Consider the following 22,987-nt stretch of genomic DNA (forward strand, 5'->3'; position numbering starts at 1 on the left):
CTCGGTCCACACTGCCGCGCGCCGTAAGCCGCCGACGATAGACCACAATGGAGGGGATGGAACCGGTGCAACAGTCCTTTTACGACGCCGTCGGCGGCGCGGAAACCTTCCATGCGATCGTGGGGCGCTTCTACGAATTGGTCGCCGAAGACGAGATCCTGCGACCGATTTACCCCGAGGAAGACCTCTCGGGCGCTGAGGAACGCCTGCGGATGTTCCTCGAGCAGTACTGGGGTGGTCCGCGAACCTACTCCGAACGTCGCGGCCATCCTCGGTTGCGGATGCGTCATATGCCGTTTCGGATCTCCCCCATCGAGCGTGACGCCTGGCTGCGCTGCATGCACACCGCCGTCGCCTCCATCGACTCCCAGACCCTTGACGACCAGCACCGGAAAGAACTGCTCGACTACTTGGAAATGGCCGCGCACTCCTTGGTCAACTCGCCGTTCTGATGGACCGGGTTGAAGACCGCCCGTGGTGGGCGCATGCGGTTTTCTATCAGGTGTATCCGCGCTCGTTCGCCGACAGCAACGGTGACGGCGTCGGCGACCTGGACGGGGTGGTGGCCCGGCTCGACTACCTCAAGCTGCTCGGCGTCGACGCGCTCTGGCTGAATCCGGTCACCGTCTCCCCGATGGCCGACCACGGCTACGACGTCGCCGATCCCCGTGACATCGACCCTTTGTTCGGCGGGCTGGCAGCGGCGGAGCGGCTGATCGCGGAGGCGCACCGACGAGGCATCAAGATCACTATGGACCTGGTGCCCAATCACACCAGTTCGCAGCATCAGTGGTTCCAGGCCGCGCTGGCAGCCGGTCCGGGCAGCGCTGCGCGGGACCGCTACATCTTTCGCGGCGGGCGCGGGCCGCGCGGATCGAAGCCGCCGAACAACTGGGAGTCGGTTTTCGGCGGGCCGGCCTGGACGCGGGTGGTCGAACCCGACGGCAATCCCGGCCAGTGGTACCTCCACCTGTTCGACGCCGAGCAGCCAGACCTGAATTGGGACAACCCGGAGGTATTCGACGATCTGGAGAAGACGCTGCGGTTCTGGCTGGAACGCGGTGTGGACGGCTTTCGCATCGACGTCGCACACGGCATGGCCAAGCCGCCGGGGCTACCCGACATGGAATCCGTCGACAACCGGCTGCTGCGTCACAAAGACCGCGACCCGCGGTTCAACCACCCGAATGTGCATGCGATTCATCGCCATATCCGCGCGGTCGTCAACGACTACCCCGACGCGGTGACCATCGGCGAGATCTGGGTGCACGACAACACCCGGTGGGCCGAATACCTGCGACCTGACGAACTGCACCTGGGTTTCAATTTCCGTCTGGCGCAAGCAGAATTCGACGCCGACGAGCTTCGCGACGCAATCGAGAACACACTGGCGGCTGCGTCGATCGAAGATGTTCCACCCACGTGGACGGTGGCCAACCACGACGTCGGGCGGGAGGTCACCCGTTACGGCGGCGGCCAGGTGGGGCTGGACCGGGCGCGAGCCATGGCGATGGTGATGCTCGCCCTGCCGGGCGCGGCTTTCATCTACAACGGCCAGGAGCTGGGCCTGCCCGACGTGGACCTGCCTGACGAGGTGCTGCAGGACCCGACCTGGGAGCGCTCCGGCCACACCGAGCGCGGCCGCGACGGCTGCCGAGTGCCGCTGCCGTGGAGCGGCGACACTCCCCCATTCGGCTTCTCGAGTTCTTCCGACACCTGGCTGCCGATGCCAGCAGAATGGGCAGCACTGACCGTCGAAAAGCAGCTTCGGGATAGCGAATCGACGCTGTCGTTCTTCCGGCGCATATTGCAATTACGCCGGGCCCGTTCCGAATTCAGCGGTAGCCGCATCGATTGGCTGCCCTCGCCGCGCGACGCGCTGATCTTCAGAAGCGGCGACCTGATCTGTGCGCTGAACGCCGGCCATCGTCCGCTGACGCTGCCCGACGGTGAGCTGCTTGTGGCCAGTGCGGACTTGGCGGATGGGAAGTTGCCGCCGAACACCGCGGCCTGGCTCACTTTGTGCTGGTCTTCGATAAGGCGGCTATGCCCAACGGCCCGGCCAATGCGGTGACGGCAGACGAGCTTTGCGACGTGGTGGGCAAGTACTGGGTGATCGACGAGATCAAGCCCGCCCGCCTGTACGCCAGTGCGCCGCAAGGTGCGACGGATTTGTCGGCGCTGATGGGCGCGGACTTCAAAGATGAACCCGATGGCCGCGTCTCGGTTGCCGGCTGGCTGTTATCGGCACACCTGGGCTGAGCGAGGCACATGATGACCGACCCCAAACCTCCGCGCGGGCTTAAACCGGCCAACAAACTGATGATTGCGCTTCAGAAACTTGGGATTCCAACGGGACCTCCGATGATCTTGACGGTGCCGGGCCGCAAGAGCGGTCTGCCGCGCAGCACGCCGATGACCCCGTTCAACCTGGGCGGCCACCTCTACGCTGTGGCCGGATTTCCGGGCGCTGATTGGGTGCGTAATGCGCGCGCTGCCGGTGTCGGAACTCTCAGCAAGGGCCGGAAGTCGCGGCGGGTAAAGCTTGGTTGAACTCGACGCCGAGCAAGCCGGCCCGGTACTGCGCGCCTTCCCCGCCGAAGTACCGGTCGGCGTCGGATTTCTCAAACACGCTGGTTTGGTCCGGCATGGCACCCCGGACGAAGTCGAGGCACTCGCGGGGCGGATCGCGGTTTTCCGATTCGAGCCCATCCCGGAGAGCTGACAGCATCATCCGGTGGACCGGCGTTGCTCACCACGCTGCAACACAGATGACTCGCGGGACGCGATCGGCATATTACGTGGCCCACTCCGGTTTTCGGCGACATGCGGTGCGCATTGTGGTCCACTCCGGCAGCTCGCCGTCGCATTCGGCCAAGCTTACCGATTAGCAGCGAGTTAGTTAGTTAACTACCTATTGCGATCGGCGATCTTTGTCTATACTTCTGAGTGAGATGACTGACTCAGTGCGTGGCGGGAACGCCCACGCGACGCCACCCGGTAAGCGAGAACGGCTGGTAGCCGCCGCACTTGAGCTTGTGCACCGCCAAGGCGTGGAACGCACCACGCTGGCTGACATCGCCCAAGCGGCCGATGTCCCGGTGGGCAACGTGTATTACTACTTCAAGGCCAAAGACGACATCGTCGCCGCGGTCGTGCGAACCCGCGCGCAAGAGATGGAATCAGCACTGGCCGAGTTAGAGCGCCGGCATCGCAGCCCCAAGGCTCGACTCAAGGGACTGGTCAGGCTGCTGGCCGACCGGCGGGACTCGATCGCCCAATATGGCTGCCCGCACGGGACGCTGTGCTCGGAGCTGGCAAAGCGGTCCGGTGGATCCGATCCGCCTGCCGGGCCGCTGATGCAGATTCCGATTGATTGGGCCGAGGAGCAGTTCCGCAGGATGGGTCGCCGCGATGCGCACGACCTCGCGGTCGAACTGGTTGCCCTCTACCAAGGCAGCGCAGTTCTTGCTAGCGCCCTGCGGGAACCGGATCTCATGACCCGTCAAGCGCGGCGTATCGAGAAATGGATCGACGCGATTTGAAGCGTCAGCAGCGCCCGCGACTTTGCTCGCTGATAGTGGAAAGGACACCCGATCGTGACCGATCTTTCCTCCTTCGCCGAACTGGCGTCGAGAGATCACGGACTATGTGTGTTCAGCACGTTGCGTAGCGACGGCAGTATCCAGGCGTCGGTGGTCAACGCCGGCGTCTTGGCGCACCCGCTGACCGGCGCGCAGGTCGTCGGACTGGTGGCTATTGGCGGCTCGCGCAAGCTACGTAACCTGCGCGCCGATCCCCGGGTCAGCATCGTCGCTCGCGCCGGCTGGCAATGGGGAGCCGTCGACGGAACCGCCGAGATTATCGGCCCGGACGACTCGCATCCCGCCGTCGACGGAGAAGCTCTGAGAGTCCTGTTGCGCAACGTCTTTAAGGCCGCCGGTGGCACCCACGACGACTGGGATACCTACGACCGGGTGATGGCTGAAGAACGGCGAGCCGCCGTGCTGATCGCCCCGAGCCGAATCTATTCCAATCCGGAAGCTCGCTAGTACCGTTCGGCCTCCGAGGTCGGTACAGCCCGACTGACGCTTGCCGATACGGAAAGCAGAAGTGCGCTCCACAGTGGCCGGGTGGCCGAGACCACGAAGTGAATTGACGGGCAAACACCACGTATTAGCCTTAACAGACGGTTCGGGAAAGGGTCGTGATGTACGTCAACACCGGATTGCTGCACTCGGGAGCCGACGATTCGCACCGGGCTGGCCAGCATGCCGACAACGGTGCCAATCACCTGGCGGGGACGTCACCGGTCAGCGGGATGTTCGGCAACTTCGACGCTGCGCATACGTTCTGCGATGCGGTGACCCGAGCGCACACCGATCTCACGGCCAGACTGCGAGCTCATAAGGAGGCCCTGACCGACGTCGACGGGAGGGCCCGCACGGCTGCAGCGGATTTCAGCGAGATGGAAAAGCACAACGCAGCAACGTGGCGAGCGGTGCGATGCAGCTCCGAAATATAGGCATCGGCGAGCTGGTCGCCCGCGGTCGGCGGCGAAGCCAATTCCAGTGTCTCCGAAGCGGCGCCCCACGGATGGTGCGTTTATGTTGGGAGTGCTCAGGTAACGTTGGGGACTTCGCGACGCCAGTTGGACGGCGCGGGTGCAGTGAGCAGCGATGGCGCAACTGCGATACATAAACGTCGAGCAGCTGATTGTTGAGGCGGGCGGTGATCCGTGGGCGATCAATGACAGCTTGCAAAGCGGTCGGGTTGGCCAGATTGCTTCGTTAGGGCAGGCGTTTCATAACGCGGGCCAGTCCACGCATGTGGCCGACGTTGCATTCGATCAGGCCAAGCAGCGCTTCGAGAAGGCATGGAATCGCGATAGCGGCGAGCACCCGATCAACGACTCTGCCGAGGTGCAGCGGGTAACCCAAACCCTGCGGTTGCAAGGTTCGCAATTGTCCCAGATCGGCGCGGATCTGGAGACCATCGCAGCTACGCTCGCCGAGGCGCAGCGGTCCTCCAGCTGGTATATCTCGGCTCTCGACCACGATCTCGAGGTAATCGATTCCGAGGTTGGTGAAGCACTCGCCAACCACCAAGGTCCCGATGGTCTTTGCGATGAAGCCGTGCAGGTCACGAAGATTGCCTTGGGCCAGCTCCGGCAAATCCGCGACGGTTATTCCGACACGCTGCGCGATGGGTTGACCCATTTACGAACCGACGGTGGTGATCCGGCGGAGATCAAAGGGGTCGACGAGCTTTTGATCCCACCATCGGACACCAAACCCGAAGACGTCAAACGCTGGTGGGACTCGCTCAGCGGCGAGCAAAAGCGCCTCTTGAGGGATCAACATCCGCCGGAGCTGGGCAACCTTGATGGCATTCCGGTGGAAGTGCGCAGCGGTATCAACGAAGCGGTAATGCACGACGACATCAATCGGGTTATGGATGCCGTTTGCCCATATGGGATTTCGGCTCAAGATCTTCAGAATCCCGGCAACGACGTCTACAAGAATCCCGCGAAGTATGGGCTTTCGGCCACCGACATCTTGCGCTACCAGAACGCCGTCAAAACCGATGAAGGCCTGAAACATGACGCCGGTAAGAACGGCGACTACCCGACTTACCTGTTCGCGTACGACCCCACCGCGTTTGGAGGCAAGGGCCGCACCGCAATCTCCATCGGCAATCCGGACAAAGCCGCGAACACCTCAGTGATCGTGCCCGGTACGAACTCCAGTGTTTCGGGCGGATGGTTAACCGACGGTCACAATGATGCTCTAAACCTCTACGAACGAGCCAACGCGGCCGATCCGACTCACCCGACTGCGGTGATGGCATGGATGGGCTACGACGCTCCCGTCGCAGACATGAACAATTGGGAAAAGGCAATTTCGGATCCGCACAGCTTGTCGCAGGTCGGTACACCGTGGATGGCGCATCAAGGAGGTGAATTGCTGGCCCACGATGTCAACGGGCTGTGGGTCACTCATGACGCCGGCACCCCGCAGCATGTCACAGTCCTTGGCCATTCCTACGGGTCGACGACCGTCGCCGACGCATTCGCAAACAGCGGCATGCACGCGAACGATGCGGTGCTGTTAGGTTGCCCTGGAACCGATTTGGCGCGTAATGCCGGTGACTTCCGCCTCGACGGCGGGCATGTCTATGTCGGCGACGCCTCAACCGACCCCATCAGCTGGATCGGCGAAACCGGCCACTTGCCCGATTGGGTCAACGATGGATTTGGCCACCCGGTTGGACCGTTGGCGGGCCTGGGCACCGACCCGGCCAGCGATAACTTTGGCTCCATCCGCTTCCGAGCGGAGGTTCCCGGGTCAGATGGGATCAACCCTTCCGATCACTCGCACTACTATCATCAGCACAGTGAATCATTAGCAGCGATGGGCGATATCGCTTCCGGGCACAGCGAAAGACTAACGACCGAGAATCTGATTGCCGGGCACCGGCACCAACCCCACATGACAACTCCCGACCATGTCAACATTCCCGGCCTAGGTCAGGTGCACGTACCGCATATCGACGTGCCGGTGCCTGGCACAGCGACCATCATCGACCCGGAATGGGACCGCCCACTCAACTCGGTCGTCGACAACCATTAACGGCCATGACAGATTCAAACGTGAGGGCTACCCAACTGCTGGCGCTGATCGTTGCCGCGCTGGCCGCTTCGCTGCTAATAGGAGGCTGTTTCTCTGTGGAGCATCAACCGCATCAAACTAGTACTAATTCGCCGAGTCATCAGGTGCAGCCGCTGAGCGACGACGCAGCCAAGGCGCAAGTCGTAGACGCCGCTCGACAGATAGTCGCTGTTGCGCAACTCCAGGGTGTGCGCGCCGGGTTCGCGTTCGACTCATGCAATGACCAAGGCGACCCACCCTACATGGGCTCGCTGCAAGTTGTGTACGACCTACCGGCGGACACCAACGCCGACACATACTTTCAGCACATCGCCTCAACGATGACGCATGCCGGCTGGCAGGTGAATAGGCGTTACCAGTACGGACCGAAGACGTTGGAGAAGGCTGGCGTCACCGCCGAAATCGCGCCGCTTGCTGCCAATCCCGGGAAAGGACGCGTCAACATCTACGGCGAATGCCGGAACATGACCGACCATCACCATGACGGCAAAACCAACTCCACTGACGTGACCAGCGAAGTCCTCTGACAACCCGCACCCTTAAACCGACAGCTCGGGAAAGGCTGTGCGACGCCACTTTCAGGTCTGACCGGGCCGGCTGAATTGACCGCCCTGGTCACGCTGGCTAGCCTCATCCCCAGCTCACCTAGGGGGCGCGATGTTCGTTTACGACGGATCGCTGGGCTCGGCGGCGACCGTGCACTGCGGCGCGCCCACCCATTGCCGCGACCGCCGCACACCACAGCCCGAAACCGATACCCCGTGGGGGTTTGTGCGCAGCAGAGCGAGCCTGCAAAGATCCACTGTGCGGCGGCAGCGTGATGCCCACCCACATCCCCACCAATGCCCCCCGATTAAAGCCCAGCTTCAGGTGGGGGCCAGCAAATCACTGAGCGTGACGACACCGCAACGAACTAGGATAGTTCCCGGTTTCCGGCGCTGAGATACGGAAAACGGGGCGAAAGGACATCGAATGGGTTTCGGCGATCAGTTAAAGGCCGATGTTCCCGGATACGTGCAAGGTGGCGCGGCGAACACGCCGCCACCACCAATCGCGCCAGTTCCGGTGCCGCCCCCTGGCTCGCCCATGGACGCATTGCTGGGCTTGCTCCCTTTAGCTGCCAATGGAAGTGTTCCGACCGACAACTCCGAGGCGCAGGCCGGATATTCGGAACGCGAGCAAAAGGTCAACGACGCCGTCACGAAATTCCCTGCCAATGAAGAAGAATCGGCGGCCAAGCTCTCTGCGGTCGGGAATGACCCCAACCAAATGATGCAGATGGCCCAGCAGATGCCGCAGATGGCTACCGGCGTCGCACAATCAATCGCTGGCGCCCTCGGTGGTTTGATGAACCCGTTGTCCCAGATACCGCAACAGATCGCGCAGGTTGGCCAGCAAGCTATGCAGGCGGGCATGGGTGCACTACAACACGGCGCCGGAGGTGGCGCTGCCGCTGCTGAGGCGTTACCCGGCGAGCTGCTTGGCGCCGAGAGCGCCCTCGGCGCGGGTGAGGGAGGGCTCGGCGCTGCAGGTGGGGGCGCCGGTGGTGGTTTAGGAGGAACGACGCCGGCCGCGATGCTCGGGCCGCCACCGGCGCCGTCAGCTGGGACCGTTCCGATGTCGTCGCCAACTACGCCGCCGCCACCGCCGAGCCCGCCCGAGCCGACCACACCGGCGCGCGGCGGAATGGGCGCGATGCCGATGATGCCTCCGGGTGCGATGCATGGTGGCGGTGCATCCGGTAAGGACGAGAAGCCCGACACCAAGCGGGTTGTCCCGCCGACAGTGAAGAACGGCGGCCCGGTGCAGGGGCGGATCACCACAACGCCGACTACGCCCGAGGTGACAAAGCGGGTGGAAGGCAAGCCGGTCGCCAGTCGGCGCATTCTGCTGCCTGAGCAAAAGGCCGAAGACGACAACGCCGACCAAACCCGTTGACACGCCGGTTACGGCTAACCGTGACAGCGTTACACCCGACGCCAGCAGCGGCTAGAGCTCCGAGGAAGTGGATGATGCTTGTCCAGCATCCTCGACCCGGAGTGGGGTTTCGCACCCAACTCCATCGTGGACAACCACCAAAACTGTGACCGTTTCGAGCGCAAGGGTCGCGCTTTTCTGGCGCTGATCGCGGCTACGCTGCTATTAAGCGGTTGCGTTTCCGTGGAACATCAATCCCAACGGTTTGGCGACGATTCAAAAGACCATCCCGCCCAGCCACTCAGCGACGAAGCGGCCAAGGCGCAAGTCCTCGACGCCGCCAAGCAGATTGTCGCCGCCGCTCGACTCCAAGGCGTCCGTGCGGGTTTCGACGTCAGCTCATGTAACGACCAGGGCGACCCGCCCTATATGGGCTCATTGCAAGTTGTGTTCGACCTACCGCCGGACACCAATAGCGATGCGTATTTTCAGGCGATCGCGTCAACGATGACAACCGTAGGTTGGCAGTTAAATAAGCGGTACAAGTTTGGCCCGACGAGACTGGACAAGGATGGCGTGATGGCCGAAATTGCGCCACTGGCAGCCAATCCAGGTAAAGGGCGGGTTAACCTTTACGGCGAATGCCGCAACATGACCGATCATCAGCACGACGACCCGTCCCCACTGATGTCACCGCCGAAGTGCTGTGACCTATCGCGATAGTAAATAGGGTTGATGTATACGATCATCGTGCAGGCCGCTAATACGCTGAGTCACGTCACCGCTCGTAAACCGGGCTGCGCTTCCACTTCCAAAGCCCGGCCTATTATCGGCATTATCGCTTGTTAGTTAACCGCGCCGAGGCGACACCGTGCTGACCATTCCGCCTTTCATCGCGTTTGATTGGACCAATCTTTACTCATTGAAGCAGCCTTCAGGGCGGCCGCGGATGCCAAGTGACGGCTATTCCGAAGTTGTCATGGTGATGCCCTTAGCGATTGTTGTGTTGTGACAGGTGATCGCTCGCTTCAGCCAAGGGTGACTACAGCAACCGTGGATGAGCGATACGATCCAGGCATGTCGAGCTTGCCTCCTATGTCCTCTGGACCGCCTGCGCCACCCTCATGGCCAATCGCGCCGTCCTCGTCGAAACGGCCATCGCGATGGACGATGGTCGTTTTCGGGATTGTGCTGACGGCGGTCGGAGCGGTCGCAGTTGGCACCTGGTTTCGGCCGTTGCCCGAGAACAAGCCGGCCTCCTCGCCACCTCCGCCGACTTATTCCGGTCAACAGATTGCCGATGCCAAGTCAGCTGTGTGTCGTGCCTTCGACAAGGTGCATCGGGCGGTGGCTGTAAACAACAGCCGGAGTGGCGGTGACAACCCTACCGCCGTTATTGCCGTTGCGACTAGCGGGCGACAGGCGCTCAATGTCGGCGGCGAATATCTTCTGACAAAGCTTGCAGAACAACCGGCAACACCTCCAGACCTTGCAAATGAGATCCGTAGAATGGCAAGCATTTACCAGGAGCTCACGGTTGATTACCTCGCCGAGGCCAGTAGTTCCGAAACGGAACCGCTTTTACGCTCCGGCGACGAAACAACAGCTACAATTGAAGGATTGTGCAAGTGAGTTTTCCGCCTGGTGAATGGTCAGCGGTTCTCATCGGTGACAAATGGCCGACTGACCCGGCAATGGCTGCCCTTAGCGCTGGTGCGGCTCATTGGGGAGCACTTCAAGCTAGTTACCATGACCATGAGAACCAACTCTTGCAAGCGATCGCCGGTCCGTTATCCGACGACGGACAGCAAGGCATAACTGCCGATGACACCCGTGAGTCCTATCGTCATGGTGCCGAGCATGATCGCCAGCTCGCCGACAAATTTGGCGTGTACAAAAATGCGTTTAGCAGTGCCCACGACAGTATGGAGACGCTTCGGCAGGAGCTGACCAGTTTGGCCGAAGAAGGCAACAAAGAAATCAACAACATCAAGAACTCAAAGGAGCCCGAAGAAATCAAGGTGACACAGATTGTCGCTACAATACATCAGTATCGAGCGTTGGCCAATCTTGCCGCGGCGAAGTACGGCGAGAATGTTCTCGACGCGGTGCAGTCCATCATGGATGCGCAGGGAAAGGGCCAGTCGGCTCGCGAATTCGCCCAGACTCACGGTCTCAATATGAGCCAGATGTATCGGCAACCCGACGACCAACAAGAACTAACGAACCAAGTCCGGGGAATGCTCGACAAGCCCGGGTCAACGATGGGCATTGCCAACGAACCGCAAATGCTGGCCTCTCCACCGGCGGAATCGCCAGTCGTCCCCGGTTCAGGCATGGGCGTTGCAGCGGAACCTCAGATTCCAGCGCAGTCATCACCGGTAACCACATCAGCCGTATCGCCGAGGGCAAGCGGCTCGACTATGGGCGTCATGAATCAACCGCAGATAGCCGCTGGCCTTAATCCAGGGAAGGCGCCTGCACCAGCTACTCCACCGGCGGCCGGCATCCCGGCGGCTCCAGCAATGCCCGCCGCTACCGTCCCGACAACTTCTGCAAGCGCCCCGTCGATGCCGAGCACTGGCATGCCCTCGCTACCGGGTAATCCAGCAACGCCACTGTCGGGCGCTCCACTCGCCCCGCCGACCGGTCCGACTCAAGGCTTAACGCCGGCCAATCTGATGCAGAGCTTCAACACTGGGCTCGAATCCGGCGCGCCCGCCTCCGCCGCTGCCAACGCCGTGCCACCACCAAGTCCGACGGAAGCGCCGGTGGCTCAAGGTCCTCCGGCGGCACCGACGGTCCCGATGGCAGGGGCGGGAGCACCGGCGCATGCCGCGGCTTTTGAGACGCCGCCTCCGGTCGAGCATCCGTCGCCACCGGCGGCGCCACCAGTTATGGCCGCGCCTCCACCCACAGTGAGTCCTTCCGCGCCGACCCCGCCGGCAGGGCCGCTCCAGGCGTATGGGGCCGATCTTCGACCTCCAACTACCGCCGCTACGGCGCCATCTGCCCCACCAAGCGCGCCGCAGCCGACACCGGCGGCGCCGGGTAGCGCGCCGACGCATCCCGCCGGGGCCCAGGCCGGTGTGAGTCAGCCCGCGGTGGTGCGGCAACCAACCACATCAGCTCCTTCGCAATCACCACCATCAGGCGTCGGGACCCAGGCTGCCGTGGCTTCCGGCGGCGGGGCGGTCGCCGGCGCCGCATCGGCCGAAGCGACAGCGCGCGCGCGTTTGCAGCGTCTGGTCGATTTTGTGGCGCGTCAGGAGCCTGCGCTGGCCTGGGCGGCCGGGGATCGCCCTGATGGCACTACGGTGTTGGTGACCGATCTCGCTTGCGGCTGGATTCCTCCGGACATCGACCTGCCGGCGGCGGTCACGTTGCTAGAACCGGCGCGCCGCCACGGCGACTTGGAAGCGCTGCTGGGCGAAATCACCGTCGCTGCAAGCTATTCACCGATCCACCATGTACCCGAGGACGATGACGAGCCGGTACCGACTTCACCGCGACCGCGCCGTGGACCGGAAATTGAAGAACTGGGCTGGGAGCTGAATCGCGCCACCCACTGGCGTGACGGGTTGCCCCAATTGGCACACACTTTGGCGAAAGCTGCTACCCGTGGCACAGGCGTGCTCGAACAAGAAGTCGACCTGCTGCACGAACAACTTGTTAACTTTCGAGAGAAGGTACTCGAGTCCTATCCAGACAGCGTTGACGCGGTATTGCTCGGAAATTGGCAGTTATTGGCGGCGATTGACGCGCTCGTCGCGGGGGACAAAAACGCGGCCAATTATCACTTGTCCTGGTTTTTAGCTCTCAGCGAGACATCAGTGGCAAGGGTCGGGCGATGATCGTTGATACTCCCCTCAATCTCGCGAACCGCTCGTCGTCCGCAAACAAGTCCCTCAGCGCAATACCAGCGCTGGGTCGCCGCGACGGCGATAGACCGATCCGAAGCGAGCGTCGATCCGTAACCAGAACGGCAGAATCCGCACTCGCACAATCTCGTCCGCTTCGACAGCTTCCGGAGACTGCGGCAGGAATCCCATTGCCGTCAAAGCAAATACACATCGCATGGGTATCCCAACGCTGATATCACCCGAGCTGACCGCGACGACCTCCTGGTCGAGCAAGGAGACCGGCGGACCGTGAGAGCTGCCATGATCCTTCGCTAGGCGCGCGCCGCGCTGCGCCAAATCCAGCATCACCCGGGCCGGTACGTCGTCGAGGTGGGTGAAGCCCGACTCCGGCGGCAACGCCCACCGCCATGAAGTGTCCATCGGAAAGCCCGGATCGACATGGCCCGAGCTATCCACAGCCGCAAGCCCGCGCGCCAATTGGTCTGCGCCGGCGGATAAATCGTCGGGCCGCACGGTGCCGGCCACCACCCTGCTGGCCAAAACGTCGAATCCGGTTGCCACCCAGGCCGTCAGCAAGCCCCCGGGGCGAGCCCGTAGACGGATGACAGCAGCCTCGTCGAGGCGCAACGCCCGGTCGACGAACGTGGCCAAGTCTTTGCGGTGAACTGGGTCGACCCAGAGTCCCCGCTCGGCTAGCGCGACCACCGCTGCAGGTATTCCCGTTGATGCGACGACAGGCGCACCAGCCGCTGCTCTTTGATATGGACTGCAGCCAACTGCGTCTCGGCGATCACAGCCGGCTTCGACTCAGGCGCCGCCTCGACCGAGCGCACCTCATAACCGAGTGTGAAGTCGACTGCCCGCAGACGCTTTACCCAAATGGTCACCTGCAGAGGTGAATCCAGCAGCCGCAGCTGACCTTTGTAGCTGACCCGCACATCGGCGATCAATAGACCGATCGTCGTGATATCAGTTTCGAAAGGCTTCCGCAAGAACGGGATACGCGCCTCTTCAAGAATTGTCACCATCGTCGCATGGTTGATGTGCTGGTACATGTCGATGTCCGACCACCGCACCGGGACAGCCGCGACGAACCCGCTGTCACTCATCCGGACGATCCTCGCCCACTGGTACGCGTCATGCGCCGAATCTGACGCGCCGCCACCGACAGTGCCGCCAAGTCCTTTTCCCCGCTTTCGTAGATTTCGATGAGGGTGCGGCGCGCGCGCTCCACCCTGGACGCGCTGGTGTGCTCCCATTCGGCGATCTTCTCTTCGCCGCTTTCGTCCGGCTCCCCTACTGCGAGCACATCGAAGCACAACGCCCGCAGGGAGGCGTAAATGTCGTCGCGAATCGCCAAGCGCGCCAAAGACTGCCAACGGTCATCTCGGGGAAGCGCCGATATCGCGGTCAGCAGACCATCGGTTCCCAGACGGTCCATCAACGCGAAGTAGGTGTCGGCCACCTCGGCCGGGTCGCGGTCTTCGATGTCCGCGATGTCGATGATGTCGAGCAGGCTGAAGCGGTACAGCCCGGCGGCAACCCTGTACGCCAGCTCTTCTGATGCCCCGTGTGAGGCGAACTGCCGGGCTTCCTTTTCCACGATGGCCTTGTCGTCGCCGCGCAACCACTCCGACATTCGCGGCGTCAGCGCTTCCACCTTCTTCGCGAATCGGTTGATCTCGGCGCCCACGGCCAGCGGCTGCGGACGGTAGTTCAGCAGCCAGCGTCCGGCACGATCGATCAACCGGCGGGTGTCCAGCGTCATCCGGTCCGATGTCGCCACGGGCATGTCCGCCGCGCGGATCTGCCGCCACAGCTGCTCTATGCCGAAAATGGCATCAGTGGCGACGTAGGTGCGTACCGCGTCAATGGGTTTGACGCCGACGTCTTCGGCGATTCGGTAGGCATAGGTGATACCAGCGGCATCGATCAGATCGTTGACCAGCATCGTGGTCACGATCTCGCGACGCAGCTGATGGGTGCGGATCTCCGGGCGAAAGCGCTCGCGCAGCACAGACGGGAAATAGCGCGGCAATCGGGCAGCGAACACTTCCTGGTCAGGCAGGTCGGTGGCCAACACCTCGTCTTTGAGCGCCAGCTTCACGTGCGCCATCAACGTCGCTAGCTCGGGTGAGGTGAGCCCGATGCCGGCTTCGGCACGCCGCTGAATCTCCTTCTCCGATGGCAGCGCCTCGAGCTCGCGGCTGAGGCCGCGTTCGGCGACCAGTTGCTTGATCTGCCGCTCATGCACATTGAGCAGGCTGGCCGCGTTGGCCCGGCTGGTGCCCATCAAATCGTTCTGGTCGGCGTTGTCGGTTAGCACCAGTTCGCCGACCTCGTCGGTCATCGACTCCAGCAGTTGGGTACGGTCGTCCAGCTTGACCTTGCCAGCCGTGATCAGCGAGTCGATCAGGATCTTGATGTTGACCTCGTGGTCGGAACAGTCGACACCGGCCGAGTTGTCCAGCGCGTCGGTGTTGATCCGGCCCCCGCACAGGTCGAACTCGACGCGCCCCAGCGCGGTGACACCGAGGTTGCCGCCTTCGGCAATCACTTTGGCCCGCACCTGGTTGGCGTTGACACGCACGGGATCGTTGGCCCGGTCGCCGACGTCGGCGTCTGACTCACTTTCGGCCTTGATGTAGGTGCCGATTCCGCCGTTGTACAACAGGTCCACCGGCGCGCGCAGAATTGCCCGGATCAAATTCGGCGGCGTCATCTCGCCGACGTCGTCGTCGATGCCGAGCGCGGCACGCACTTGGTCGCTGATCGGGATGGCTTTATGTGCACGGCTATAAACCCCGCCGCCGTCGCTGATCAGCGACTTGTCGTAGTCGTCCCAACTGGAGCGGGGCATTTCGAACAACCGTCGCCGTTCTTCCCACGAGCGTGCGGTGTCTGGGTCCGGATCCAGGAAGATGTGACGGTGATCGAAGGCGGCCAGCAAGCGAATGTGCTTGGACAGCAACATGCCGTTGCCGAACACGTCACCGCTCATGTCGCCGATCCCGACGACGGTGAAGTCCTCGGTCTGGGTGTCGACACCCATCTCGCGGAAATGCCGTTTGACCGATTCCCAAGTGCCCCTTGCGGTGATGCCCATCGCCTTGTGGTCGTAACCCACCGAGCCACCGGAGGCGAACGCATCACCGAGCCAGAAGCCGTACGACTTGGCGACGTCGTTGGCGATGTCGGAGAACGTGGCGGTGCCCTTGTCGGCGGCCACCACCAGGTAGGCGTCGTCGCCGTCGCGGCGCACCACCCCGGGAGGAGCGCTGACCTCGCCGGTGGTGTGGTCGACGTTGTCGGTGACGTCGAGCAACCCCGAAATGAACAGCTGGTAGCACGCAATGCCTTCATCGCGGATGGTGTCGCGGTCATTGGCGGCATCGCCGGTGCTCAACGGCGGCCGTTTGACGACGAACCCGCCTTTGGCACCGACCGGCACGATCACAGCATTCTTGACGGCCTGCGCCTTGACCAGACCAAGGATCTCGGTTCGGAAATCCTCCCGACGATCCGACCAACGCAGCCCACCACGCGCCACATGGCCGAATCGCAGGTGCACACCTTCGACGCGGGGCGAATACACGAAGATCTCGAACTTGGGTCGCGGTAGCGGCAGCTCGTCGACCAGCGGCGCGTCCAGCTTCAGCGCCAGCACACCCTGGCTGCGCGCTGAACCTTCCCGCGTCAAAAAGTAATTGGTGCGCAGCGTTGCCTGAATCAGCGAGGCGAATGCGCGCAGCACACGGTCGGTGTCCAAGCTCACCAGCGCGTCGATATCAGCGGTCACCGCGGCAACGGCCGCTTGCGCGTCAAGCTTTTTCGGCGAACCAGAGGGGTTTGGATCGAACAGTGCCTCGAACAGCGCGACCAATGACGCTGCGGTGTGCGGGTTTTCGTTGACTATCGATTCGATGTGCGACTGGCTGTACGGAAAGCCCGCTTGACGAAGGTATTTGGCGTAGCTGCGCAACACGGTGACTTGCTGCCAGGTGAGCCCCGCACGCAGCACCAGCTCGTTGAAGCGGTCGATCTCGACACGGCCCTGCCAGATCGCGGTGACCGCTTCGGAAAACCTCCGCGCCGTCGCCTCCCGCTCCGGGCCCGGCGGCGCCAGCGGGACGGTCGGCTGCGGTGTGATCTTGAACTGGTAGATCCAGACCGTCAGTCCGTCGGGCCGGGTGACGGTGAACGGCCGTTCTTCAAGAACGACCACGCCCATGGATTGCAGCATCGGAAGCAGCTGGCTCAGTGAAGCCGTCCGCCCGCCCAGATACCAAGTCAGCCGGGCGGTGTCGTCATAGTCGTGTTCAGACAACACCAGCTTGACCGAGTCGTCGGTCAGCTCTTCGATGATGCCGATGTCGGTGATCGCGTCGGCGGGTGTGACGACCTGTTTGTAGGCCTCGGGGAAGGCGCTCGCGTAGTGCTCGGCTAGGCGTTGAGCAACCGATCCGGTTGCGGCACTCATCAGCCGGTCGGCCCATGTTCGGGTAGCTTCGGTCAGCAGTTCTTCAATACGGATCCGGTTGGCTTCTGAGGTGTCGACGCCGCGCAACCCGGGTTTGTCTGCCAGGCGAACCATGAAATGCAATAACGCCCAAGGTGATTCACTGACCCGAGCGGCGAATTCCAGACTGGTACCACCGAACTCACGCACCAGGATGTGCTCGATTTCGTGGCGGACGGCTGTGGTGTAGCGGTCTCGGGGTAGGTAGACCAAGCATGAAACGAAGTGCTCGAGCCGATCGGCGCGCAGGAACAGCAGCGTGTGGCGTTGCGATCCGAGATCGACGACGGCCGTCGCTATTTTGAGCAGCTGCTCGGCGCTCAGCGCGAACAGTTCAGATCGCGGAACGGTCTGGATGACGTCGAGCAGCAGCTGACCCGGATGGCTGGGATCGCGTGCGGCCAACGCGAGCGCTTCATGGACCCGGGTCGAGATAACCGGGATTTCCAGCACGTTGGCGTTCATCGCCGAAATCGTGAAGAGCCCGACGAAGCGGTGCTCCACCGCGCCGCCCTGCGCGTTTTCCCGCACCGCCACGACATGCGGGTATGCGCCGTAGCGCAAATAGCTGGCAACCGTGGTCTGCGCCAAGCCCAGCAATTTGTTGTCGTCGGTCAGACGGGGACGGGAACGCTTACGCCCCCGCAGCACGCCAAGACCGCTGGCCTCGTCGCCAGACACCGTCCCGTGGCGCACCGGGCAGCGTTGATAGCCCAGCAGCACGAAGTTCCCGTCGGCGAGCCACCGCAGCAGCGCGGCGGCGTCGTGGCGGTCGGGTCCGGGATAGTGGCCATCGCGGTCGCTTTCCAGCCCGGCAGCCAGGTCGTTGAGTGCGGCGATCATGGCGGCCGCATCGGTCGCGACCCGCCGCACGTCGGTCAGAACGCCGGGGAGCAGCCGTTCGGCTTGTGCAAGAGCTTTGCGGTCCACCGACGGTGACAGCTGTACGTGGATCCACGTCTCATTGATGCCGTCCGGGCTGACACCATCTGCTTTCGGCTCGACACTCAGCAGATCGCCGCCGGCGCTGCGGTGGACCTCGAATACCGGGTTCATGACGGCCACATACGCGACGCCGAGCCGGTGCAGCAGCACGGTGACGGAATCCATCAGCAGAGTTCCGTGGTCGGTGACAACCTGCAATGCGGGGCCGAAACCGGCCGGGTCGTCAGAAGCGTATACCGCGACCGGGCTTTCCCCGGCGCGGCGGTGTTGACCCAGCCGGTAGTGGGCGCTCAGCAGGCTTGGCTTGAGCAAGGCTTTCGCCGACGGCCGCTCGCGCGTATCCGACCCAGAAGACGGCGCGCCCGATTCAGGTTCGTCGCCGTGCGGGCCACGGTAGGTGTCGGCGTAGGCCTTGGTGATCCACTCCGGAACGTCCTCGCCGCGGGTAAATGTCGTCCAGTCAATACCCGTTTGAAGGCCGCCATGCAGGCTGGTAGCCGGTGGGTCGACCGTCATGCCGCATGCTCCTGCCTTAGCACCCGGGCCAGCGCTGATGCAGCCGACATTAGTCGCGGGTCAGTCGGCGGTAGGTCACTCTGTGTGGTCGGGCGGCGTCGATGCCGAGCCGTTCGATCTTGTTTTCCTCGTAGGCGCCGAAGTTGCCCTCGAACCAGAACCATTTCGCTTCGTTGTCCGCGTCGCCCTCCCAGGCCAAAATGTGGGTGCAGGTGCGGTCCAGGAACCAGCGGTCGTGGGAGATCACTACGGCGCAGCCGGGGAAGTTCACCAGCGCGTTTTCTAGGGAGCCGAGCGTCTCGACGTCGAGGTCGTTGGTCGGCTCGTCCAGCAAGATCAGGTTTCCGCCTTGCTTGAGCGTGAGCGCCAGGTTCAGCCTGTTGCGTTCACCGCCGGAGAGCACGCCCGCCGGTTTCTGTTGGTCGGGACCCTTGAACCCGAACGCCGACACGTAGGCGCGGGACGGCATTTCGTTGTGGCCCACCTCGATGTAGTCCAGCCCGTCGGAGACCACTTCCCACACCGTCTTCTTGGGGTCGATGCCGGCGCGGGCCTGGTCGACGTAGCTGATCTTGACGCTCTCACCGATCTTGACCGTGCCGCTGTCGGGCGGCTCGAGTCCGACGATCGTCTTGAACAGGGTGGTTTTGCCGACTCCGTTGGGGCCGATGACGCCGACGATGCCGTTGCGGGGCAGGCTGAAGGACAAGTCCTTGATCAGGGTGCGTCCCTCGAAGCCCTTGTCGAGGTGCTCGACCTCGACCACCAGCGTGCCCAACCGTGGCCCGGCCGGGATCTGAATCTCTTCGAAGTCGAGCTTGCGGGTCTTCTCCGCCTCGGCGGCCATTTCCTCGTAGCGCTGCAGGCGGGCCTTGCTTTTGGCCTGCCGTGCCTTGGCCCCGGAGCGCACCCAGGCCAGCTCTTCTTGCAGCCGCTTTTGCAGCTTGGCGTCCTTGCGGCCCTGCACCGCCAGCCGCTCGGCCTTCTTCTCCAGGTAGGTGGAGTAGTTGCCCTCGTAGGGATAGGCACGGCCCCGGTCGAGTTCCAGGATCCACTCGGCGACGTTGTCGAGGAAGTAGCGGTCGTGGGTGACTGCCAAAATCGCGCCGTTGTAGGCGGCCAGGTGCTGTTCGAGCCACTGCACGCTTTCGGCGTCGAGGTGGTTGGTGGGCTCGTCGAGCAGCAGCAGGTCCGGCTTGGAGAGCAGCAGTTTGCACAGCGCCACCCGGCGGCGCTCACCTCCGGACAGGTGGGTCACCGGTTCGTCGGGCGGCGGGCAGCGCAGCGCGTCCATCGCCTGCTCGAGCTGCGAGTCGATGTCCCAGGCGCCGGCATGATCCAGCTCCTCTTGCAGCCGGCCCATTTCCTCCATCAGCTCATCGGAGTAATCGGTGGCCATGAGCTCGGCGACCTCGTTGAACCGGTCCAGTTTGACCTTGAGGTCACCCAGGCCTTCCTCCACGTTGCCGCGGACCGTCTTCTCCTCGTTCAGCGGCGGCTCCTGCTCCAGGATGCCGACCGTGGCACCGGTAGCCAGAAAAGCGTCACCGTTGTTCGGCTTGTCCAATCCGGCCATGATCCGCAAGACGCTCGACTTGCCCGCCCCGTTGGGTCCGACGACACCGATCTTTGCTCCCGGCAGGAAGCTCAGCGTGACGTCGTCCAAGATGACTTTGTCGCCGTGCGCCTTGCGGACCTTCCTCATCGTGTAGATGAATTCAGCCATTCCGCGGTGCTACCTCTCTGGTCTTGCACGATTGCTCGCGGACCATCCTAGGTTGACCGTCCGGCTGCTTCCCACGCCGCTGCGCAGCGCATGGTCGCCGGACGGGCACCGCGCAGGCAGCTACGCCGAGAGCGGCAGTCCCGTCTGCGCGTCGGCTACGGCTTCCGCGCTCTCGGAGTCATCCGCGTCATCGTCGGCGGGATCAGCGGTCGCTTCCGCTGTGGGCGCTGTTGCGGAGTCCACACCGGAAGGCACCGTCTTTTCGATCCGCGCGATGCAGCGCGACAGGTCAGGGCCGACGGCGGTAGCGCGCATCTCCAATGTCGAGCGCCGATTGCCGTCGCGGTCCTCGTACTCGCTGGTGTAGATGTGGCCGGCCACGATGACCGGTGACCCCTTACCCAGCGACGCACCTACCCCCGAGACGAGCCGCCGGCCCCAGCAGTTGACGGTGACGAACAGCGAGTTGCCGGCTTCCCATTTGCCGTCGCTGCCGCGTCGGCGTGAATTGCTGGCCACCCGGAACTTCATCACCTCCTGGTCGCCGACTTGGCGGCGTTGGGGGTCGTTGACGATGTTTCCGACGACGGTGACAAACGTTTCGAACATTGCTCATTCCTTTTCTGTCAAGGCGGGCGCGTCGATGAGCGGGCAATCCCGGTGACGCGACACCGCCGGTGTCGGCGCTATTGAGCCCCTAACGGCCGACACCTGAAGTGGCCGGAACGCAAAACACGGCGCAGCTGTGGAGAAAAGCGCGTCTGTGGATGACGGCGGCTACCGCTGGCTCGACGCGTCGCGGCGGGCCAGCTCCGCGAGCATCGCGTTGTAGGCGGCCAGCTCCGCGTCGTCGTCGCGTTCGGCAGCGCGGTCCAGCCGCTGGGCGGTCCGCCGATCGCTGCGGGTCCACTGCACAAGCAGCGCCACCATGACAATCACCAGCGGTATCTCCCCTGCCGCCCACGCGATCGCGCCGCCCAGCCGCTGATCACCCAGTAGATCGGTATGCCAACCCAGCCGCAGGGAGCGGTAGAAGCTTTCACCGAGGACGCTTCGCGTGCTCATCAGCACTACCCCGAAGAATGCGTGCAGCGGCAACGACGCGAACATCACCGCGACCTTCGCCAGCGGAGGGATCGGCCGTGGCGTCGGATCGATGCCGATCACGACCCAATAGAAGAGGTAGCCGCTGAGCAGAAAGTGCACGTTCATCAGGAGATGGCCGAAATGGCTACCGGCCGCGGCGTCGAAGATGCCACCGAAGTACAGCCCGTAAAAACCGGACACGAACAGCAACGTTGCCACAACCGGGTTGGTGAGCACTTGCGACAGTCGGCTGTGCAGCGCGGCCAACAGCCATTCGCGCATGCCTGGGGGCTCCTCGCGCCCGGCGGCGGGCAACGCCCGCAGTGCCAGAGTCACCGGAGCGCCCAACACCAGCAGGATCGGAGCCAGCATGGACAGCAGCATGTGGGCGGCCATATGCATGCTGAACATGGCCGGCATGTAACGGCCCACCCCCGACGACGTCGCGAACAGCATCACCGCACAGCCCAGCAGCCACGCCGCTGTGCGGCCCCGCGGCCAGCTGTCGCCGCGGCGACGCAACCGCAGCACCGCGGCTAGGTACAGCCCGGCGAACACCAGTGCCGCCGTGCCGAAGATCAGGTCGAACCGCCAGTCGAACAGCACCCGGGCCACGGTGGGCGGTCCGGCGTAGTCGTAGCCGATCTTCACTTCCGGAATCGATGGATTGAGGATCGGAGGCGGCGGCGGTGGAGTCCGCCCCAGCCCCACCGCAATGCCGAACGTCACGCCGAACACGACGGCCTCGATCAGCGTCAGTCGGATCAAGGCACGCCGCGAGCTCGGATCTGCTTGCAGCGCAACAACTCCGGTGCGGCGCTGCCTCCAACCGACCACACCGAGCAGGCACAGCGCGACGACTTTGGCGATTACCAGCCGACCGTAGGCGGTGGTCAGCAAGTCGGACGGCAGTACGCGCACCAGGGCGTTGACCACACCGCTGAGCGCCATCGCGACAAAGCACCACAGCGCGACGGAGGAGAACCGCCGCGCCACCAGGTCGGGATGTTCGCCGCTGCGGATCGCGTGCGCCAGCAAGGCCAGCAGGCCGCCGGCCCACAGACTGGCGGCGACGAGGTGGATCAGCAGACTATTGGTGGCCAAGTCATGCGAACCGCCGGCCGACGAATGCCCGGTTAGCCCAAGCGGAACCAACGTCACTACCGAGCCGACCAGCAGCAGTGGCGTCCACGACCAGCGCAGCACCGCCAGGCTCGCCAGCGTCACCGCCGCCGCCAGTAACGCGGTCCACCGCCATGCGGCTGCGGTGTTGACCAGACTCGCCAGCGACCACAACGCCACCGGGTTGAGATGGCGGGCGACCGGTTGACCCGAGACGTCCGAAATCGTCAGCGGCACCAGCAACGCGGCGCACACCGCCCACATCGCCGACGCCACTGTGCCTATGCGAAGCGCGCGGTAGCCAGCGACATCGAGCACTCCGTTGGTTTGCGGGGGCACAAAGAATGTGGCGAACAGAAACGAGCCGACGGCCAGCACTGCGGCCACCTCACCGGCCGCCCGCACGAACGGGAGACCCAGGGTGGTCACCGGACCCGGATCGGGCAACCCGGTGGCGGTCAGCGCCGCAGCAAGCGACAGCGCCGCGATTCCGGCGGCCGTGCAGCCGGCCAGTAACGCAACTCCGGTGAGCAGCGGCCACACCACCGTGCGCCGCCGGCCCGGCTGCAGGGCACCCGTCATAGGTACAGCGTATGGCGCACGTCCGAGTCGAATTGCCAGG

18 protein-coding genes and 1 pseudogene are annotated in these 22,987 nt (G+C 63.5%); 13 read left to right on the plus strand and 6 right to left on the minus strand.

Annotated features, from left to right (window positions below):
- Positions 1-65: 65 nt before the first annotated feature.
- The 13 genes and pseudogenes from G6N15_RS00915 to G6N15_RS00975 all read left to right on the plus strand — a co-directional run bounded on the left by G6N15_RS00915 (position 66) and on the right by G6N15_RS00975 (position 12,442).
- Positions 66-452 carry a globin gene (locus tag G6N15_RS00915; RefSeq protein ID WP_163748240.1) on the plus strand — a complete coding sequence of 129 codons (387 nt, stop codon included), beginning with the start codon at positions 66-68 and terminating at the stop codon, positions 450-452.
- A complete protein-coding gene (locus G6N15_RS00920; protein ID WP_083084294.1) occupies positions 452-2,074 on the plus strand; it encodes a glycoside hydrolase family 13 protein in 1,623 nt (540 codons plus the stop codon). Before G6N15_RS00915 ends, G6N15_RS00920 begins: the two co-directional genes overlap by 1 nt.
- Complete coding sequence (locus G6N15_RS00925; protein ID WP_179961769.1) at positions 2,047-2,262, plus strand: hypothetical protein; 216 nt, start codon at positions 2,047-2,049, stop codon at positions 2,260-2,262. The genes G6N15_RS00920 and G6N15_RS00925 overlap by 28 nt, the downstream gene beginning before the upstream one ends.
- 12 nt (positions 2,263-2,274) lie before the next feature.
- Positions 2,275-2,725 (plus strand): annotated as a pseudogene (locus G6N15_RS00930) (nitroreductase/quinone reductase family protein).
- A 229-nt stretch (positions 2,726-2,954) separates the two neighbouring features.
- Entirely contained in the window at positions 2,955-3,545 is a 591-nt protein-coding gene (locus tag G6N15_RS00935; protein ID WP_083084291.1) for a TetR/AcrR family transcriptional regulator, read from the plus strand.
- Between the two features lie 54 nt (positions 3,546-3,599).
- Positions 3,600-4,052 carry a TIGR03618 family F420-dependent PPOX class oxidoreductase gene (locus tag G6N15_RS00940; protein ID WP_083084289.1) on the plus strand — a complete coding sequence of 151 codons (453 nt, stop codon included), beginning with the start codon at positions 3,600-3,602 and terminating at the stop codon, positions 4,050-4,052.
- A gap of 158 nt (positions 4,053-4,210) precedes the next feature.
- Entirely contained in the window at positions 4,211-4,525 is a 315-nt protein-coding gene (locus tag G6N15_RS00945; RefSeq protein ID WP_083084287.1) for a DUF2563 family protein, read from the plus strand.
- 154 nt (positions 4,526-4,679) lie between these two features.
- Entirely contained in the window at positions 4,680-6,632 is a 1,953-nt protein-coding gene (locus tag G6N15_RS00950) for a putative alpha/beta hydrolase (protein WP_083084284.1), read from the plus strand.
- A 5-nt stretch (positions 6,633-6,637) separates the two neighbouring features.
- Positions 6,638-7,198, plus strand: a complete 561-nt coding sequence (locus G6N15_RS00955; protein WP_179961770.1) for a hypothetical protein — start codon at positions 6,638-6,640, stop codon at positions 7,196-7,198.
- A gap of 445 nt (positions 7,199-7,643) precedes the next feature.
- Positions 7,644-8,609 (plus strand): hypothetical protein, encoded by a 966-nt coding sequence (locus G6N15_RS00960; RefSeq protein WP_232070320.1) that lies wholly within the window; start codon positions 7,644-7,646, stop codon positions 8,607-8,609.
- 78 nt (positions 8,610-8,687) lie between these two features.
- Positions 8,688-9,311 (plus strand): hypothetical protein, encoded by a 624-nt coding sequence (locus tag G6N15_RS00965; RefSeq protein WP_179961771.1) that lies wholly within the window; start codon positions 8,688-8,690, stop codon positions 9,309-9,311.
- Between the two features lie 513 nt (positions 9,312-9,824).
- A complete protein-coding gene (locus tag G6N15_RS00970) occupies positions 9,825-10,220 on the plus strand; it encodes a hypothetical protein (RefSeq protein ID WP_163747884.1) in 396 nt (131 codons plus the stop codon).
- The gene (locus G6N15_RS00975) at positions 10,217-12,442 is read left to right on the plus strand and encodes a DUF5632 domain-containing protein (protein WP_163747886.1); all 2,226 of its coding nucleotides are present in this window, start codon (positions 10,217-10,219) and stop codon (positions 12,440-12,442) included. Before G6N15_RS00970 ends, G6N15_RS00975 begins: the two co-directional genes overlap by 4 nt.
- A 54-nt stretch (positions 12,443-12,496) precedes the next feature.
- On the opposite strand, the gene G6N15_RS00980 is transcribed toward G6N15_RS00975, so the two are convergent.
- From G6N15_RS00980 to G6N15_RS01005, 6 genes are all read right to left on the minus strand, one after another.
- Positions 12,497-13,156 (minus strand): hypothetical protein, encoded by a 660-nt coding sequence (locus G6N15_RS00980; RefSeq protein ID WP_083084276.1) that lies wholly within the window; start codon positions 13,154-13,156, stop codon positions 12,497-12,499.
- A complete protein-coding gene (locus tag G6N15_RS00985; RefSeq protein ID WP_083084274.1) occupies positions 13,144-13,560 on the minus strand; it encodes an acyl-CoA thioesterase in 417 nt (138 codons plus the stop codon). Before G6N15_RS00985 ends, G6N15_RS00980 begins: the two co-directional genes overlap by 13 nt.
- The gene (locus tag G6N15_RS00990; RefSeq protein WP_083084271.1) at positions 13,557-18,431 is read right to left on the minus strand and encodes an NAD-glutamate dehydrogenase; all 4,875 of its coding nucleotides are present in this window, start codon (positions 18,429-18,431) and stop codon (positions 13,557-13,559) included. The genes G6N15_RS00985 and G6N15_RS00990 overlap by 4 nt, the downstream gene beginning before the upstream one ends.
- Positions 18,432-18,480: 49 nt before the next feature.
- Positions 18,481-20,157, minus strand: a complete 1,677-nt coding sequence (gene ettA / locus G6N15_RS00995; RefSeq protein ID WP_083084269.1) for an energy-dependent translational throttle protein EttA — start codon at positions 20,155-20,157, stop codon at positions 18,481-18,483.
- A 120-nt stretch (positions 20,158-20,277) separates the two neighbouring features.
- Positions 20,278-20,766, minus strand: a complete 489-nt coding sequence (gene ssb / locus G6N15_RS01000; RefSeq protein ID WP_083084267.1) for a single-stranded DNA-binding protein — start codon at positions 20,764-20,766, stop codon at positions 20,278-20,280.
- Between the two features lie 168 nt (positions 20,767-20,934).
- Complete coding sequence (locus G6N15_RS01005) at positions 20,935-22,947, minus strand: cytochrome c oxidase assembly protein (protein WP_083084264.1); 2,013 nt, start codon at positions 22,945-22,947, stop codon at positions 20,935-20,937.
- Positions 22,948-22,987: the final 40 nt, after the last annotated feature.

Source organism: Mycobacterium noviomagense (genome assembly GCF_010731635.1).
GTDB classification, from domain to species: Bacteria; Actinomycetota; Actinomycetes; order Mycobacteriales; family Mycobacteriaceae; genus Mycobacterium; species Mycobacterium noviomagense.